Source organism: Streptomyces sp. NPDC048603 (assembly GCF_043199475.1).
In the GTDB taxonomy this organism is placed as follows: Bacteria; Actinomycetota; Actinomycetes; order Streptomycetales; family Streptomycetaceae; genus Streptomyces.
Genome location: NZ_JBICVY010000003.1, coordinates 504,840 through 519,739 on the forward strand (window position 1 = coordinate 504,840; position 14,900 = coordinate 519,739).

A 14,900-nucleotide genomic window follows, 5' to 3' on the forward strand; every position below is an offset into this window, starting at 1 on the left:
GCCGACGAGGGCCGAAGCGGGCTGACGGCGGCGGTCGGCAGGCGGTCAGCAGGCGACGACCAGCTCCCGCAGCCCGCGGATCACATAGCCCTCCTGCCACTGCGGCTCCCGTACCAGCCGCAGCGGCGGTACCCCGGGGTCGAGGAAGGCCCCGAAGGAGGCGGCGAGCTCCAGCCTCGCCAGCGGTGCCCCGAGGCAGTAGTGGATGCCCGCGCCGAAGCTGAGGTGCGGGTTGTCCTGCCGCCCCAGGTCCAGCACGTCGGGGTCGGCGAACCGGGCCGGGTCCCGGTTCGCCGAACCGAACAGCAGGGCGACCTCGGCGCCGCGCGGTACGACGGTGCCGCCGATCTCCACGTCGTCCAGCACCCACCGCTCGAACATCTGCAGCGGGGTGTCGTAGCGCATCAGCTCGTCCACAGCTGTGGACAACATGTCGGCCGGCCGCTCCCGGAGCGCCCGCAGCTGCTCCGGATTGCGGAACAGCGTCCACCACCCGTTCGCCGTGGTGTTGACGGTGGCCTCGTGCCCGGCGTTGAGCAGCAGCACACAGGTGGAGATCATCTCCTGTTCGCTGAGCCGTCCCCCCTCGTCGTGCGCCGCGATCAGCCCGGAGATCAGGTCCTCACCGGGGGCCCGGCGCCGCTCCTCGATCAGTTCCCGCAGAAAGGCGCTGAACTGCACCGACGCGGCCACTGCCCGGCGCGCGGCCTCCTCGCTGGGCCGGAGCTCGAACATCCCGCAGATGTCCGCCGACCAGGGCCGCAGCAGCCCCCGGTCCGCCTCGGGCACCCCGAGCAGCTCGGCGATCACCGCGACCGGCAGCGGTTCGGCGACGGCCGACAGCAGGTCCCCGCCGCCCTCCGCGACGAACCCGGACACCAGCTCCCCCGCCATCCGCCGCACGGTCGGCGCCAGCCGTTCCACCGTCCTCGGGGTGAACGCCTTGGACACCAGCCGCCGCACCCGTGCGTGCGCCGGATCCTCCAGGTCCAGCAGCCCGTTCGCGTTCAGGACGTGGAAGGGCTCGTGTCCGGGCGGCGGCGGGGTCCGCCCGAACTCCTCGTGGGAGAAGCGGTGCAGGTAGGTCCGCCCCAGCCGGCGGTCCCGCAACAGCGCGCTGACGTCCTCGTGGTGCGGCACCAGCCACTGACCGGTGGCCTCGCACCACAGCACCCGCCCCCTGGCCCGCAACTCCGCGTAGGCGGGGTACGGATCGGCCACGAACGCGGGGTCCCACGGATCGAAGTCCATTCCAGCAGCCTATGACCGGTCAGGCGGATCTTCCCGGGAAACCGGCGCACCATGGAGGTATGCCCCGAGCCAACGACGAGGTGCAGGCGATGCTCCAGGAGTACGCCGACCTCATCGCCATCCGCGGCGGCGACGCCTTCAAGGCGCGCGCCTACGAGAAGGCCGCCCGGGCGGTGGGCGGCCATCCGGCCGACGTCTCCGGCCTCGGAGTCAAGGAACTCAAGGAGATCCCGGGCGTCGGCGCCTCGGTCGCCGGGAAGATCGTCGAGTACCTGCGCACCGGGCACATGACCGTCGTCGACGAGGCCCGGGACGCGGTCCCCGCGGGGGTGCGGGAACTCATCGGCATCCCCGGCCTCGGCCCCCGCAAGGCCATGGTGCTCCACCGGGAACTCGGTGTCTCCTCCGTGGACCAGCTGCTCGACGCCATCCGCCAGGAGCGGCTGCGCGATCTGAAGGGCTTCGGCGAGCGCACCGAGGAGAACATCCTGCACGGCATCTCCCTGCTCCGGCAGCCCGGCGCCGACCGCATCCTGATCAGCCGGGCCATGGACGTCGCCGAGCAGATCGTGGAGCGGCTCTCCGCGCTCCCCGGCCGCGCCCGCTGCACCTACGCGGGCTCCCTGCGCCGTATGCGCGAGACCATCGGCGACATCGACATCCTGGTCGCTTCCCGGAAGCCCGAGCCGTACATGGAGGCCCTGACCGCCCTGCCCACCACCGCCGAGGTCATCGCGGCCGGCCGGAAGAAGACCTCCGTCCGCACGTCCGACGGCCTCCAGGTCGACCTCCGGGTGCTGCCCCCGGAGTCCTGGGGCGCGGGCCTGCAGTACTTCACCGGCTCCAAGGCCCACAACATCCGTACCCGCGAGCTCGCGGTCCGCCAGGGAATGAAGCTGTCCGAGTACGGGCTGTTCGACGCCGAGAGCGGTGAGCGGCTCGCCTCGGAGACCGAGGAGGAGGTCTACGCCCGCCTCGGCCTGGCCTGGATCCCCCCGGCACTGCGGGAGGACCGCGGAGAGATTGCGGCCGCCCGGCGCGGGGAACTCCCCGAGCTGGTGACCGAGGGCGACATCCGCGGTGACCTGCACACCCACACCGACCTCACCGACGGACTGGCCTCGCTGGAGGACATGGCCGCCGCCGCGGCCGCCCGCGGATACGCCTACTACGCCGTCACCGACCACGCCCCGGACCTGGCCATGCAGCGCATGACGGCCGAGAAGATCCTCACCCAGCGCGAGCAGGTCCGCGCCCTCGACCGCACCCACCGCGGGATGCGGCTGCTGCACGGTACGGAGCTCAACATCGGCCCCGACGGCGGCCTCGACTGGCCCGACGAGTTCCTGGCCGGCTTCGACCTGTGCGTGGCTTCGGTCCACTCCCACTTCAACCAGAGCCGCCAGGACCTCACCCGCCGCCTGGTCCGCGCCTGCGAAAACCCCTACGTGTCGGTCATCGGCCACCCCACCACCCGACGGATCGGCAAACGCCCGCCCATCGACGCCGACTTCGACGAGGTCTTCGCCGCCTGCGCCCGCACCGGCACCGCTCTGGAGATCAACGCCCATCCCGAACGGCTCGACCTGTGCGACGAGGACATCCTCCGCGCCAGGCGGTACGGCGTGAAGTTCGCCATCGACTCCGATGCCCACGCCACCACCCACCTGCCGTACCTGCGCTACGGGATCGGCACCGCCCAGCGCGGCTGGCTGACCGGGGACGAAGTGATCAACACCTGGCCGCTGACCCGGCTCGGCCGCTTCCTGCGCAAGCCGGGCCGCTGACGCCCACCGGACCAGGGCGGGCGGCGCCGCCCTACGAAGGGGTGACGAGCCGCGTCTCGTAGGCGAAGACCGCCGCCTGCGTGCGGTCCCGCAGGCCCAGCTTCACCAGGATCCGGCTGACATGGGTCTTGATCGTGGACTCGGCGATGACCAGGCGGTCGGCTATCTCCGCGTTGGACAGACCGTGCGCGATCAGCACCAGCACCTCCGTCTCCCGCTCCGTCAGATCACCGACCGCCGACCGCTCGACCGGCCGGGCGGACTCCGAGTGCTCCGACAGCCTGGAGAACTCGGAGAGCAGCCGCCGGGTCACCGACGGGGCCAGGAGCGCCTCCCCGGCCGCCACCACCCGGACCCCGTCCGCCAGCTGCCGGGCCGAGGCGTCCTTCAGCAGGAACCCGGAAGCTCCCGCCCGCAGCGCCTGGTACACGTACTCGTCGAGGTCGAAGGTCGTCAGGACCAGCACCTTCGCGTCCGCGTCCGCCGCCACGATCTCCCGGGTCGCCTCCAGCCCGTTCAGCACCGGCATCCGGATGTCCATCAGGACCACGTCCGGCCGGAGCGCCGCCACCTGCTCGACGGCCTCCCTGCCGTCGACGGCCTCACCCACCACCTCGATGTCGGGCATCGCGTTCAGCAGGACCGAGAAGCCCTCCCGGACCATCATCTGGTCGTCCACGATCAGCACCCTGATCGTCCCGTCCGTCATGCCGCGTCCTCGGCGGACGTGCTCCGCACGGGTATGAACACCGCCACCTCGTACCCCCCTTCGGCCGTCTTCCCGGTCGTCATCTCACCCTCCAGCATGGCCACCCGCTCCCGCATCCCGGCGATCCCGTGTCCGGCCCCCGGCGAGGGCCGCGCATCCCCGGTCGGCGGCTCGTTGACCACCCGTATCCCCAGCCCGCCGAGCACGTACGAGACCTCCACCCCGGCCCGGGCGCCCGGCGCGTGCCTCAGCGTGTTGCTCAGCGCCTCCTGGATGATCCGGTACGCCGACAGCTCCACTCCCTGCGGCAGCTCCCGCGCCGCCCCCGTGACGGTCTTCTCCACATCGAGACCCGCCTCCCGGACGTTGGCCAGCAGCCCGTCCAGCGAGGCCAGCGTCGGCTGCGGAGCCTCCGGGGCCTCGTAGTCCTTGGACCGCACCACCCCCAGCACCCGCCTCAGTTCGGTGAGCGCCGCCACCGCGTTCTCCCGGATGGTGGCGAACGCCGCCTCCAGCTCCGGCGGCGGGTTCTCCACCCGGTACGGCGCCGCCTCGGCCTGGATCGCCACCACCGACATGTGGTGGGCCACCACGTCGTGCAACTCCCGTGCGATGGTGGTCCGTTCCTCCAGCAGGGTCCGCTTGTCCCGTTCCACGGCGGTGACCTCCTGCTGCGCGGCGATCTCCTGGGAGGCCTTCCGCTGGATCTGCCAGACGCTGACGGCCAGCATCGCCACACCGGACAGGAAGACCATCGGGCCGAGGTTGAACGCCTCGCCGTACCCCGCGAAGACGGCCGAGGCCATGCCGAGGGCGACCGTGCACACCCACATCCAGGCGGCCGCCCGTGGTCCTGTCCGGACCGCCACGATCACCATGGTCGCCAGGTGGCCGAGGAAGGAGGCGGGGGTCCACGGCCAGACGACCGCGGTGCCGGCCACCAGGGCGAGCACGGAGGTGACGAGCATCGAGCACCAGAACGCGCCGACCGGCCGTGACAGCGTCAGCAGGACCGGCACCGCGGCGATGACCCCCAGGACCAGCGCCTCTGTGAAGTTCTGGTAGCCGCGGTCCACGTTCGCGGACACAAAGACCACGAAGCCGGCCGCCGCCAGCACCAGCAGGTGGGGGAGCTGCGCGGCCCGGGACCGTATCCGTGCCGGCAGCCTGCGGGCCAGCGCACCGTCCTCCTGCAGCTCCGGCAGCGGCCGGTAGGCGAACGCCCCGGTGAACAGGGCCTCACGAAGGCTGCGCGACAGCCCCGTGAACAGGCCGCTGGCGAGTTCGAACTCCGGTGAGCGGGTTCCCCCCGCGGTGGTCTCCTTCATACCGAAACCGTAGGTCCCCGACCCCGGCGTCCGCGTCGCCGACGATGGGGATCTCGCCGGGTCCCCCTCAAGTACTACCCGGGCCGTTCAGTAGCCCGCGGGACGGACCAGACCCGTCTCGTACGCGTACACCGCCGCCTGGGTCCGGTCCCGCAGGCTCAGCTTCACCAGGATCCGGCTGACATGGGTCTTCACCGTCTGCTCGGCCACCACCAGGTGCGTGGCGATCTCCGCGTTCGACAGGCCCTGGGCGATCAGCGCCAGCACCTCCGTCTCCCGCTCCGTCAGCTCCCCGATCCGCTCCTTCGTGGGCGCGCGCGGCGCCCCCAGCCGGGAGAACTCCGTGATCAGACGCTTGGTGATGTTCGGGGAGAGCAGCGCCTCGCCCGCCGCGACCACCCGGACCGCCTCGGCGAGCTGGTCGGCGGAGGCGTCCTTGAGCAGGAAGCCGGAGGCACCGGCCCGCAGCGCCTCGTACACGTACTCGTCGAGGTCGAAGGTGGTCAGCACCAGCACCTTCACCGTGGCGCCCGGAACGGCCGTGATCGTCGCGGTGGCCTCGATCCCGCTCACGCCGGGCATGCGGATGTCCATCAGGATGACGTCCGGGGCGAGTTCGGCGACCTTCGCCACGGCGTCGGCCCCGTCCACGGCCTGACCGACCACCTCGATGTCGGGCTGGGCGTTGAGCAGCACGGTGAAGCCCTGCCGGACCATCATCTGGTCGTCGGCGATCATCACCTTGATCGGCATGGTCATGCGCGGGTCAGTCCTTTCTCGTCGGGACGGCCGAGACGCCCGGGGTGGCCGAACCGCCCGGGGTGGCCGAACCGGGCGGGTCCGTCAGGCCGGCCGGGCCCCCCGGGGGATCCATCGGGAGCACCGCGGTGACCTCGTACCCCCCGCCCGGGCGGGGGCCGGCGACCAGTTCGCCTCCCAGCATGCCCGCCCGCTCACGCATCCCCAGCAGCCCGTGCCCGGCTCCGGGGGAGGGCTGTGCCGGCCGCGTCGGAGCCGTGTTGGCCACGCACAGGTGCAGCTCGCGCGGCCCGTACGCGATGCCCACCTCCACCCGCGAACCCGGAGCGTGGCGCAGGCAGTTGCTCAGGGCCTCCTGGACGATGCGGTACGCGGTCAGCTCGACCCCGGGGGTGAGCGGCCGACGTATGCCCGCCAGCTCGGTGGTCACCTCCAGGCCGGCCCCGCGCACGTTCTCCACGAGACCGCCGAGGTCGGCGAGGGTGGGCTGCGGATGGTGCGGGTTCGCCTCGTCCCCGGGCTGCTCGGAGCGCAGCACGCCGAGCACCCGGCGGAGCTCCGTGAGTGCTTCCACGGCGTTCTGCCGGACGCCCGCCAGGTTCTCCTTCAGCTCCTCCGACGGGTTCTCCACCAGGTGCGGGGCCACCTGGGCCTGGATGGAGATCACCGACATGTGGTGCGCGACCACGTCGTGCAGTTCGCGGGCGATCCGGCTGCGCTCCTCCAGCAGGGCGCGCTGGGCGCGTTCCGCCTCGGTGAGCGTCTCCTGTTCCTCCAGTTCCCCCCGCGTGAGCCGGACCGCCCGCAGGGCGTAGCCCAGCACCCCGGTGAAGGCGAACAGCACCGTGGCACCGCCCACCGACGATCCGCTGAGCGCGGGACTCCACAGGAGTTCGCCGAGCAGTGCGAGTCCGAGGGCCGTGGACACGGCGGCAGTCGTGACCCCGGCCGGAACCCGCAGCGCCACCAGCAGGATCACGACCGCGTAGGCGAACATGCCGCCGGGCGCCCACGGCCAGAGCTGGCCGTGGCCGACCGTGTCGTGGATCGCCACCGCGATGGCCGTGGCCGTGGCCGTGGCCAGCCACCAGCCGGCCATGGGACGGAACATGGCGAGCACGATGGCCAGCCCCATCAGCACCGCGAGCAAGGACACGAAGCCGTTGGTCACGTGATAGTTGCGGCTCAACTGGTTGTTGGTGATCGCGGTGAAGGACACGGCCGCCAACAGTGTCAGCCCCTGCGGCAGATACGTCAGCCAGGAGGGCCGGGACATCCTCGGCAGCGGGTCCCGCCGCAGGGTGAACACCTGGCGGGTCGTGCTCCGGGGCTTCCCGTCGTCTCTGCTCGTACCGTCCGTCCGCGCCGCCGCGCCCTGTTCGTTCACACCGGTCAGCCTAGACATGGGCCAGTCCTTCACGGGGCGCGATGTGTCGCCGCACGGGGCGCCCTTCGTACGTGCGGAACGCCGCCAGACAGACGCCCAGAGCCAGCCCGAACACCGGAACCCACAACAGCCGCACGGGTATCCAGCCGGGCCCGTCCGGAACGGTGTGCAGACCGGGCAACTCGCTTCCGGAGAGCAGGCCGAGGGCGGTGACGGCCATCATCGCCGTCTGGTGCCACAGGAAGACCGTCATCGCCGACAGGTTGAGCAGGGCCACCCCGGCCCATGCCGCCGGCCGGCGCATCGCCCGCGCCAGCGGCCCGCGGACCAGCAGGGCCAGCCCGCACTGCGCCAGTCCGAACGTGACCGCGGCCAGTGTCGGTGGGTTCAGATTGGACACCGGCGCTCCCGGCACGCCCACCATCGACGCCGGATAGCCGCACCACAGCACCAGCGCGACGGTGGCCGCGGCCCCTCCGGCCAGCAGCACCGCCGGACCCCGCCGCCCGGCGAACGCCCCCCGCGCCCAAGCGGCCCCCAGGGTGTACGGGACCAGCCAGCCGGCGGCCACGTTGATCCAGCCGGTCCACTCGGGTGCGCCGAAACCGAACCGGGCGAGATCCACGTGCAGGACGACGGCCAGCGGCCACAGCGGATGGATCCGTGCCACCAGCGGGGTCGCGGCGGTCAGCACGGCGAAGACCAGCAGGAACCACAGCGGGGACAGCACCAGCTTCAGCAGGGCGCGCACGGTGTCCGGGGCGGCGCCGCCGAGCAGCATCCCGACGGCGGCCACCGTCCACAGCACGAGCACCACGACCACCGGCCGGAACAGCCGGCCCAGCCGCCCCGCGACCCATGCCCCGTACGGCACTCCGCGCGCCCGAGCCGAGGCATGGCCGCGGGTGGCGACGTGCCCGCCGACGAGGAAGAACACGGCGAGGGTCTGGAACAGCCAGGACACCGGTGCCAGCCACGGCATGTGCACCAGCGGGCTGGTCGTCGCCAGGCCGCCGTCCGCCGAGGTGAGGGCGGTGACCAGCCAGTGTCCGAGGACCACGCCGAGGATGGCCAGGGCCCTCAGGGCATCCACGGACCGGTCCCGGCCGGCGGGGGTGGCGGCATCCGCCCGGGCGGCCGACGCGCGGCAGCGGGCGAGCAGTTGGCCGAGGTCAGCCACGTCCCTCCTCCGATCCGGTACCGAGCACGATCCGCGCGAGACTCTCCAGGGAGCGGGTGCCGGACTTCAGGTAGTCGCTGTGGCCGGCGGCGCCGGCCTCGAAGCGGCGGGCACCGAAGGCCGGGTCGAGGGGGTCGGTGCCGAATCCCAGGCCGGCGAACCGGACGTGCGGCACCCCGGCTATCCAGTCCCCGCTGCCGCGCCCGGCCCAGACACGGGCCCCGGTGGGCAGTTCGTCCGCCCTGGCCGCCCCGGTGCCGGGACTGCCGAACAGGGCGATGTCGCCGACGGCCGGCCCTGTCTCCGTCCGGGCGCAGACCACCGAACCGTACGAGTGGCAGAGCAGCGTGTGCCGTGCGCCGGCCGGACCGAACCGCGCCGCCAGATCCAGGAACGCGCCCAGTTCCGCGGCGGCGTCGTCGGCGCGTCCCGTGGTGAGCACGGCCGGACTGACTGTGCCGGGGGTGTCGTACCCGAGCCAGGCCACCACCGCGGAGTTCGGATGCTCCGCCCGGAGGCGCTGCTGCAGGGAGACGGCCCCGGCACGGAACCTCTGGTAGGTGTCCAGCGTCGTGTCCGAGCCGGGCACCAGGACGGCGACGCGGTCCGCGGTCGTCAGGTCGCCGAAGACCTCCACGGCCCGGCCGTCGCCGTGGCCGTCGAAGGCGAGGAACTGCGCGGACCCGCCGGCCGCCATGGCCCGCAGCCGGTCCGCCCGGCCGGTCCGCCCGGCCGCCTCCGCCACGCGGACCGCCTCCGCGAGACCGGCCCGGTTGGCGGCGTACCGCTCGGCCGGCGTGGCGCTCTCGGCGAAGCGCACGGCCGCGGGCGCGGGCACCCGGGCGGACGCGGCGGCAGACACCGGCACCACGACGGCAGCGGCCACGAGCGCGGCGAGCAGCGTGCGGCGGAGCCGCCCAGGACGGCGCGGTCCGGAAGCCAGACGTGTCATGTCGCTGTTCCCTCGCTTCGGTCACGTTCACGGCCGCGTTCGCGGTGTGGTCGCGATCGCGGTCGAAGAGCGTGTTGCTCTCCGGATCCGAAGTTAGGAATCAGCCCCCATGGTCGTCGTCACACTGCGGAGCGGCCTTCGCGCGTAGCTCTCAGGTATGACGGGGGCTACCTGAGAGTGGTTCGACATATCCCGATCGCCAGCTCGGCGCCGGGTCCTGGCCGGGAGTCGTCCAGTACTCGCGGGCCTCGATGACCTCCCCGCCGCGTACGGTCCACCACGAGACCGCCCGGTAGACGACGTGGTCCTGCGGCATCTCGACCTCGGTGACGACGAGTTCTCCGTCCGCGAGGATGCGCAGCAGCTCCACCGAGCGTTCCGCCGCGCCCTCCCCGTACACCTCGTCCGCGTACAGCTCGTCCCTGTTCACGGCGATGAAGTTGTCGCGGCCGACGATCCGTTCACCACTGACGGGCCATTCGATGACGACGTCGTCCGCGAGCAGACGGGCGACTCCGTCCCAGTCGCGTGCCTCGATCCGTTCCCACAGCCTCGCAACTATTTCCAACGGCTTCATGCGCCGCAGTCTGCGGCGCCGTCTCCACGGGCAACAACCTTCATGTGCAGGCTTATTGACTTCGACACAATCGCCGGGTTCAGCGGCGGTAGGTCAAGGGAGTGCCCCCGCTGCCCACCAACTCGCGTACCAGGCTGCCGTCACCCTGCAGGGTGAGGCGGCTCCAGTTGCCCGGTGCACACGGGGACGGGCCGTACGTGAGGGCGGAGGGGCTGATCTCGACCGGTGGCCCGGCCGCCTGCAGGGTTCCCGACCAGCCGCATTCGTAATCCGGGGTGCGGAGCTCCAGGCGCATCACCGAGTCGCCCACTCTGCCTTCGGAGAGCGTCAGTTTCCAGGACCAGCTGCCGGCCTGTGTCGTCCAGGTCCCGAGGTAGCCGGCCGGGATGCTCCCCGGGGTGGCCGCGGGGGCCGAGGGGCTCGCCGTACCGCCGCCCGAAGACGCCGACGAGGAGCCCGAAGAACCCGAGGAGCCCGAGGAGCCCGAGGAGCCCTTGGGGTCCGTGGTCCCCGAGGCTCCGCCCGGTCCCGTGGACTGCGGGGGAGCGGAGGAACTCGTCCCGGGAGGCGCGCTCGGCCCGGCCTTCGCGTCCCCGCCGGCGCTCATCACGGCGTACACCGTGGCGCCCGCGGCCACGGCCACGACGGTGGCGACGGCCACCAGGAAGGCGGTGGAGGCGGTACGGGGCCGCGCGGCCGGCAGCGGGGGCGGAGGCGGCGCAACGGAGTAGTACGCCGGGGGACCCGCCGGCCCCGGCCCGTAGCCCGGCGCCGGGCCGTAACCCGGGTACACCGGGGGAGCCACGGGACCTACGGGACCCACGGGCACCACCGCTGCCGGGGGCAGTGCGGGAGGCGGGCCCGCGGGCCCGGCCGGACCCGCCGGGAAGCCGGCGCCGGCCAGGTGGGCGGTCGCGGTCAGTGTGGGCGGGTCCTGCCGCGGCCGGTCGGCCTGCCCCGGGTGCTGCCCCGTCGCCGCCACGGGCCCCGCCGCGCCGGCCGGGCCCGTCGGGTCCGGACCCGCGTCCTCCCGACCGAGGAGTTCCACGGCGTGCCGCCCCAGCTGGGCCACCAGGGCGCCCGGAAGCCACGGCTCCAGGGCCCTGCCGTCGGCGACGGTGTCGTCGGCGCCGACCCGGGCCAGCACTTCCGCCGGGGTCGGCCGGTCGGCCGGCTCCTTGCGGAGGCAGTCGGCGACGAGCTCGCGCAGTTCCGCCGGAACCGCACTCAGGTCCGGTTCCGCTTCGGTGATGCGGAGGAGCAGCGGGGCGAGCCCGCCCGCGGTCTCGGTGTCGCCGAACGGCAGCGCACCGGTGGCGGCGTACGTGAGCACCGCCCCGAGGCAGAAGACGTCACAGGCGGGTGTGACCGCTTCGCTGCGGAGCTGCTCGGGCGCCATGAAGCCGGGCGATCCGACGAGTTCGCCGGTGCGGGTCAGTCCGGCGTCCGTGAGTTCGGTGTCCTCCAGGGCGCGTGCGATACCGAAGTCGATGACCCGGGGCCCGTCGATGGTGAGCATGACGTTGGACGGCTTCAGGTCGCGGTGGATCAGCCCGGCCGCGTGGATGTCCTGCAGGGCGTACGCGAGTCCGGCGGCGAGGATCCGCACGGACCGGGTGGGCAGCGGGCCGAAGTCCCGGGCGACGACCTGGCGGAGGCTGGTGCCGGCGACGTAGCCGGTGGCCAGCCACGGGGTGTCGGCCTCGGTGTCGGCGTCGAGGACGGGCGCGGTCCATTCGCCGCCGACGCGCCGGGCGGCGGAGACCTCCTGGCGGAAGCGGCGGCGGAACTCCTCGCGCAGGGCGAGGTCGTGGTGCACCAGCTTGACCGCGACGGTCCGGCCGCGGTCGGACCGTGCCAGATAGACCTGCCCCATGCCGCCGGCACCGAGCCGCGACAGCAGGCGGTAGGGGCCGATGCGTTGCGGGTCCCCCGGATGCAGTTGCTCCATGGCCGTATGTCCCTCCCCCTGGGCAGGCCGAACAGGCCGAGAATAGTCGGCCGTTCCGCCTGCCCGCAGCGGGAGGGACTATGACGGTTCAGTTCCGGTTCGGTCCGGGGGTGCCTCCGGTGCCGCGCCGGGGGTGTCCGCGACCACGTCCATGGCCCGGGACAGCCGTTCCAGTACCCGGACCGTCTCGGCCAGGCCGGCCTCTCCGAGTTCCGTGGCCAGCCGGGCCGCCAGCGCGGCGTGGCCGGGGCCGATGCGCCCGATGGCCGCCCGGCCGGCCTCCGTGGGGCGGAGGAGCTTGGCCCGCCGGTGCGCCGGGTTGGGGACGTACTCGGCGAGTCCCCGTTCGGCCAGCAGGTCCGCGATGCGCTGGACGCTCTGCCGGGTGATGCCCATCTCGCGGGCGACCCCGGCGACCGGGAGCGGCTCGCGCAGCACCGCGCCCAGCACCTGCCACCAGGCTGCCGTCAGCCCGGCCGGGCGGGCCAGCTCCTCCGAAACCGCGAGGAACTGGCCGTTCAGCCGGAAGACCCCGAGCGCCGTACGGCTGAGCAGATCCTGCCGCTGCCGCCCCGGCTCCCCGGACACACCGGCCGCGCCGGTCACCTCGGCCGCGTCAGTCACCTTGGCCATCTCCGTCACCTCGGCCATCTCCGTCACCCCGGCCATCTCTGTCACCCCGGCCACCTCGGAAGTCCCGCGACTCCCGCACGTTCCGGACACGTCAGGCCTCGCCGTTCTCCGCCGCCGCCATCAGCACGGGGAACGCGCTCGGGTCCGAGTCGTGGAACAGCCGGTACCAGGCGTCGCGGACCTCGGGCCCGTACGCGCCCAGCCGGGCGAACACCTCGCGTGCGAAGGCCACCGGCTCCGTCGGCCCGGCCGTGATCAGGTCGCCGTCCGTCACCGCGTCGGCCTCGACGTACCGGGCGCCGCCCGCGTAGCCGGTCTCCGCCAGGTAGAAGGAGGCCGCGCTGGTGTGCGCGCGGTCGTCCAGCAGTCCCTCGCGGGCCAGCCCGGCGGTCGCCCCGCAGATGGCCGCCACCGGAACGCCCGCGGCGAGGAACTCCCGGGCCTTGGCCGCGAACGGTGCCAGCGCGTCACCGGTGTCCCACAGTCCCGCGCCCGTGAGGATCAGCAGGGAGGAATCCGCCGGGTCCAGATCGGCCAGCGCCGAGTCGGGCTGGATGTGGATGCCGGCCATGGTCGCCACCGGCTTCTCCGCGTCGAGCGCGACCGTGCGGATCTCCCAGCCGCGCTGGGCCAGGTGGGCCGTGGTGTGGCCGGTTTCCCAGTCGGCGTACGTGTCGTACACCGCGAGGTGGACCGGCTTGCGCACGCCGTCAGTGGTGCTGGTGCTGGTGTTCGTGCTGGTGTTCGTGGGGCTGGTCATCCTGCTCGCCTCCATCGTTCCGGCTCGTTCCGGCTCACGCCATCTCCGTATGACAGTAGGTTGTCATATCGACAGCATGCTGTCAATCGTTCGGCTGCTGTGAAGGCTGCCGCGGACTCCGGCCGGACAGACCGTCGAGGCCCGGCCGCCACCGCCATACAACGCGCCGATACCGCCTCCCACCTGCGCACTTCTAGCCTCGCCCCATGACCCCTCACCCGCAGCCCGCCCCCGCCGATGCCGCCGCCGGCGCCGCCGTCAAGGCCGCCGACCGCGCGCACGTCTTCCACTCCTGGTCCGCCCAGGCCCTCATCGATCCGCTCGCCGTCGCCGGGGCCGAGGGGTCGTACTTCTGGGACTACGACGGAAACCGGTTCCTGGACTTCTCCTCGCAGCTGGTCAACACCAACATCGGGCACCAGCACCCCAAGGTCGTCGCCGCGATCCAGGAGCAGGCCGCGAAGCTCTGCACCCTGGCGCCCGGGTTCGCCGTCGACGTCCGCTCCGAGGCCGCCCGGCTGATCGCCGAGCGCACCCCCGGCGACCTCGACAAGATCTTCTTCACCAACGGCGGCGCCGAGGCCGTGGAGAACGCCGTCCGCATGGCCCGTCTGCACACGGGCCGGCAGAAGGTGCTGAGCACCTACCGCTCGTACCACGGCGCCACCGCCGCGGCCATCAACCTCACCGGTGATCCGCGCCGCTGGCCCTCCGACACCGCGTCCGCCGGCGTCGTGCACTTCTGGGGCCCGTTCCTCTACCGCTCGCCCTTCCACGCCGGCACCGAGGCCGAGGAGTGCGAGCGCGCCCTGGCGCACCTCGCCGACACCATCGCCTTCGAAGGACCGCAGTCCATCGCCGCGATCATCCTGGAGACCGTGCCCGGCACCGCCGGCATCATGGTCCCGCCCGCCGGCTACCTCGCGGGCGTGCGCGAACTCTGTGACCGCCACGGCATCGTGTTCATCCTCGACGAGGTCATGGCCGGCTTCGGCCGCACCGGAAAGTGGTTCGCCGCCGAGCACTGGGACGTCACCCCCGACCTCATCACCTTCGCCAAGGGCGTCAACAGCGGCTACGTCCCGCTCGGCGGCGTCGCCATCTCGCCCGCCATCGCCGAGACCTTCGCCACCCGCCCCTACCCCGGCGGCCTCACCTACTCCGGGCACCCGCTGGCCTGCGCGGCCGCCGTGGCGACCCTCACCACCATGGCCGAGGAAGGTGTCGTCGAGCACGCCGCCCACCTCGGTGAGAACGTGATCGGCCCGGCCCTCGCCGAACTCGCCGAGCGGCATCCGTCGGTGGGCGAGGTCCGCGGGCTGGGCACGTTCTGGGCCGTGGAACTCGTACGGGACAAGGAGACGCGCGAGCCGCTCGTCCCGTACAACGCGGCCGGACCCGACAACGCGCCCATGGCCGAGTTCGCCGCCGCCTGCAAGAAGTCCGGCCTGTGGCCGTTCGTCAACATGAACCGGACCCATGTCGTCCCGGCCTGCAACATCTCGGAGACCGAGGCGAAGGAGGGCCTGGCCCTGCTCGACGAGGCGCTCACCGTCGCGGACCGGCACACCACCTCCGGCTGAGCCCACCGGCCCCGCCGCTGCCTGGCCTAAGGTGTCCGGAACA

General features: G+C 72.8%; 13 protein-coding genes. 2 read left to right on the top strand and 11 right to left on the bottom strand.

Annotation, left to right across the window (positions count from 1 at the left end; translation table 11 throughout):
* Positions 1–45: 45 nt before the first annotated feature.
* A complete protein-coding gene (locus ACGFQ9_RS09025; RefSeq protein ID WP_393572691.1) occupies positions 46–1,251 on the bottom strand; it encodes a cytochrome P450 in 1,206 nt (401 codons plus the stop codon).
* Between the two features lie 59 nt (positions 1,252–1,310).
* On the opposite strand from ACGFQ9_RS09025, the gene polX reads away from it, so the two are divergent.
* The gene (gene polX, locus ACGFQ9_RS09030) at positions 1,311–3,038 is read left to right on the top strand and encodes a DNA polymerase/3'-5' exonuclease PolX (protein ID WP_393572693.1); all 1,728 of its coding nucleotides are present in this window, start codon (positions 1,311–1,313) and stop codon (positions 3,036–3,038) included.
* 31 nt (positions 3,039–3,069) lie between these two features.
* Here polX and ACGFQ9_RS09035 read toward each other — a convergent pair whose 3' ends face one another.
* The 10 genes from ACGFQ9_RS09035 to ACGFQ9_RS09080 all read right to left on the bottom strand — a co-directional run bounded on the left by ACGFQ9_RS09035 (position 3,070) and on the right by ACGFQ9_RS09080 (position 13,274).
* A complete protein-coding gene (locus tag ACGFQ9_RS09035) occupies positions 3,070–3,747 on the bottom strand; it encodes a response regulator (protein ID WP_393572695.1) in 678 nt (225 codons plus the stop codon).
* Positions 3,744–5,075 (bottom strand): sensor histidine kinase, encoded by a 1,332-nt coding sequence (locus ACGFQ9_RS09040; RefSeq protein ID WP_393572697.1) that lies wholly within the window; start codon positions 5,073–5,075, stop codon positions 3,744–3,746. The genes ACGFQ9_RS09035 and ACGFQ9_RS09040 overlap by 4 nt, the downstream gene beginning before the upstream one ends.
* An 87-nt stretch (positions 5,076–5,162) precedes the next feature.
* On the bottom strand, positions 5,163–5,834 hold the full coding sequence (locus tag ACGFQ9_RS09045; protein ID WP_393572699.1) for a response regulator: 672 nt from the start codon (positions 5,832–5,834) through the stop codon (positions 5,163–5,165).
* Between the two features lie 7 nt (positions 5,835–5,841).
* Positions 5,842–7,239, bottom strand: a complete 1,398-nt coding sequence (locus ACGFQ9_RS09050; protein ID WP_393572700.1) for a sensor histidine kinase — start codon at positions 7,237–7,239, stop codon at positions 5,842–5,844.
* A complete protein-coding gene (locus ACGFQ9_RS09055; protein ID WP_393572702.1) occupies positions 7,232–8,401 on the bottom strand; it encodes an acyltransferase in 1,170 nt (389 codons plus the stop codon). Before ACGFQ9_RS09055 ends, ACGFQ9_RS09050 begins: the two co-directional genes overlap by 8 nt.
* Positions 8,394–9,353 carry an alpha/beta hydrolase gene (locus ACGFQ9_RS09060; protein ID WP_393572704.1) on the bottom strand — a complete coding sequence of 320 codons (960 nt, stop codon included), beginning with the start codon at positions 9,351–9,353 and terminating at the stop codon, positions 8,394–8,396. Before ACGFQ9_RS09060 ends, ACGFQ9_RS09055 begins: the two co-directional genes overlap by 8 nt.
* Before the next feature lie 151 nt (positions 9,354–9,504).
* Positions 9,505–9,930: a nuclear transport factor 2 family protein gene (locus ACGFQ9_RS09065; protein WP_393572706.1), complete on the bottom strand. Its 426-nt coding sequence runs from the start codon at positions 9,928–9,930 to the stop codon at positions 9,505–9,507.
* Positions 9,931–10,009: 79 nt separating this feature from the next.
* The gene (locus ACGFQ9_RS09070) at positions 10,010–11,881 is read right to left on the bottom strand and encodes a serine/threonine-protein kinase (RefSeq protein WP_393572707.1); all 1,872 of its coding nucleotides are present in this window, start codon (positions 11,879–11,881) and stop codon (positions 10,010–10,012) included.
* 78 nt (positions 11,882–11,959) lie between these two features.
* Positions 11,960–12,514: a MarR family winged helix-turn-helix transcriptional regulator gene (locus tag ACGFQ9_RS09075; protein ID WP_393573019.1), complete on the bottom strand. Its 555-nt coding sequence runs from the start codon at positions 12,512–12,514 to the stop codon at positions 11,960–11,962.
* Between the two features lie 91 nt (positions 12,515–12,605).
* Positions 12,606–13,274 (bottom strand): DJ-1/PfpI family protein, encoded by a 669-nt coding sequence (locus ACGFQ9_RS09080; protein ID WP_393572709.1) that lies wholly within the window; start codon positions 13,272–13,274, stop codon positions 12,606–12,608.
* A 206-nt stretch (positions 13,275–13,480) separates the two neighbouring features.
* Between ACGFQ9_RS09080 and ACGFQ9_RS09085 the strand changes: the two genes are divergently transcribed.
* Entirely contained in the window at positions 13,481–14,857 is a 1,377-nt protein-coding gene (locus ACGFQ9_RS09085) for an aspartate aminotransferase family protein (RefSeq protein ID WP_393572711.1), read from the top strand.
* The last annotated feature ends 43 nt before the right edge of the window (positions 14,858–14,900 follow it).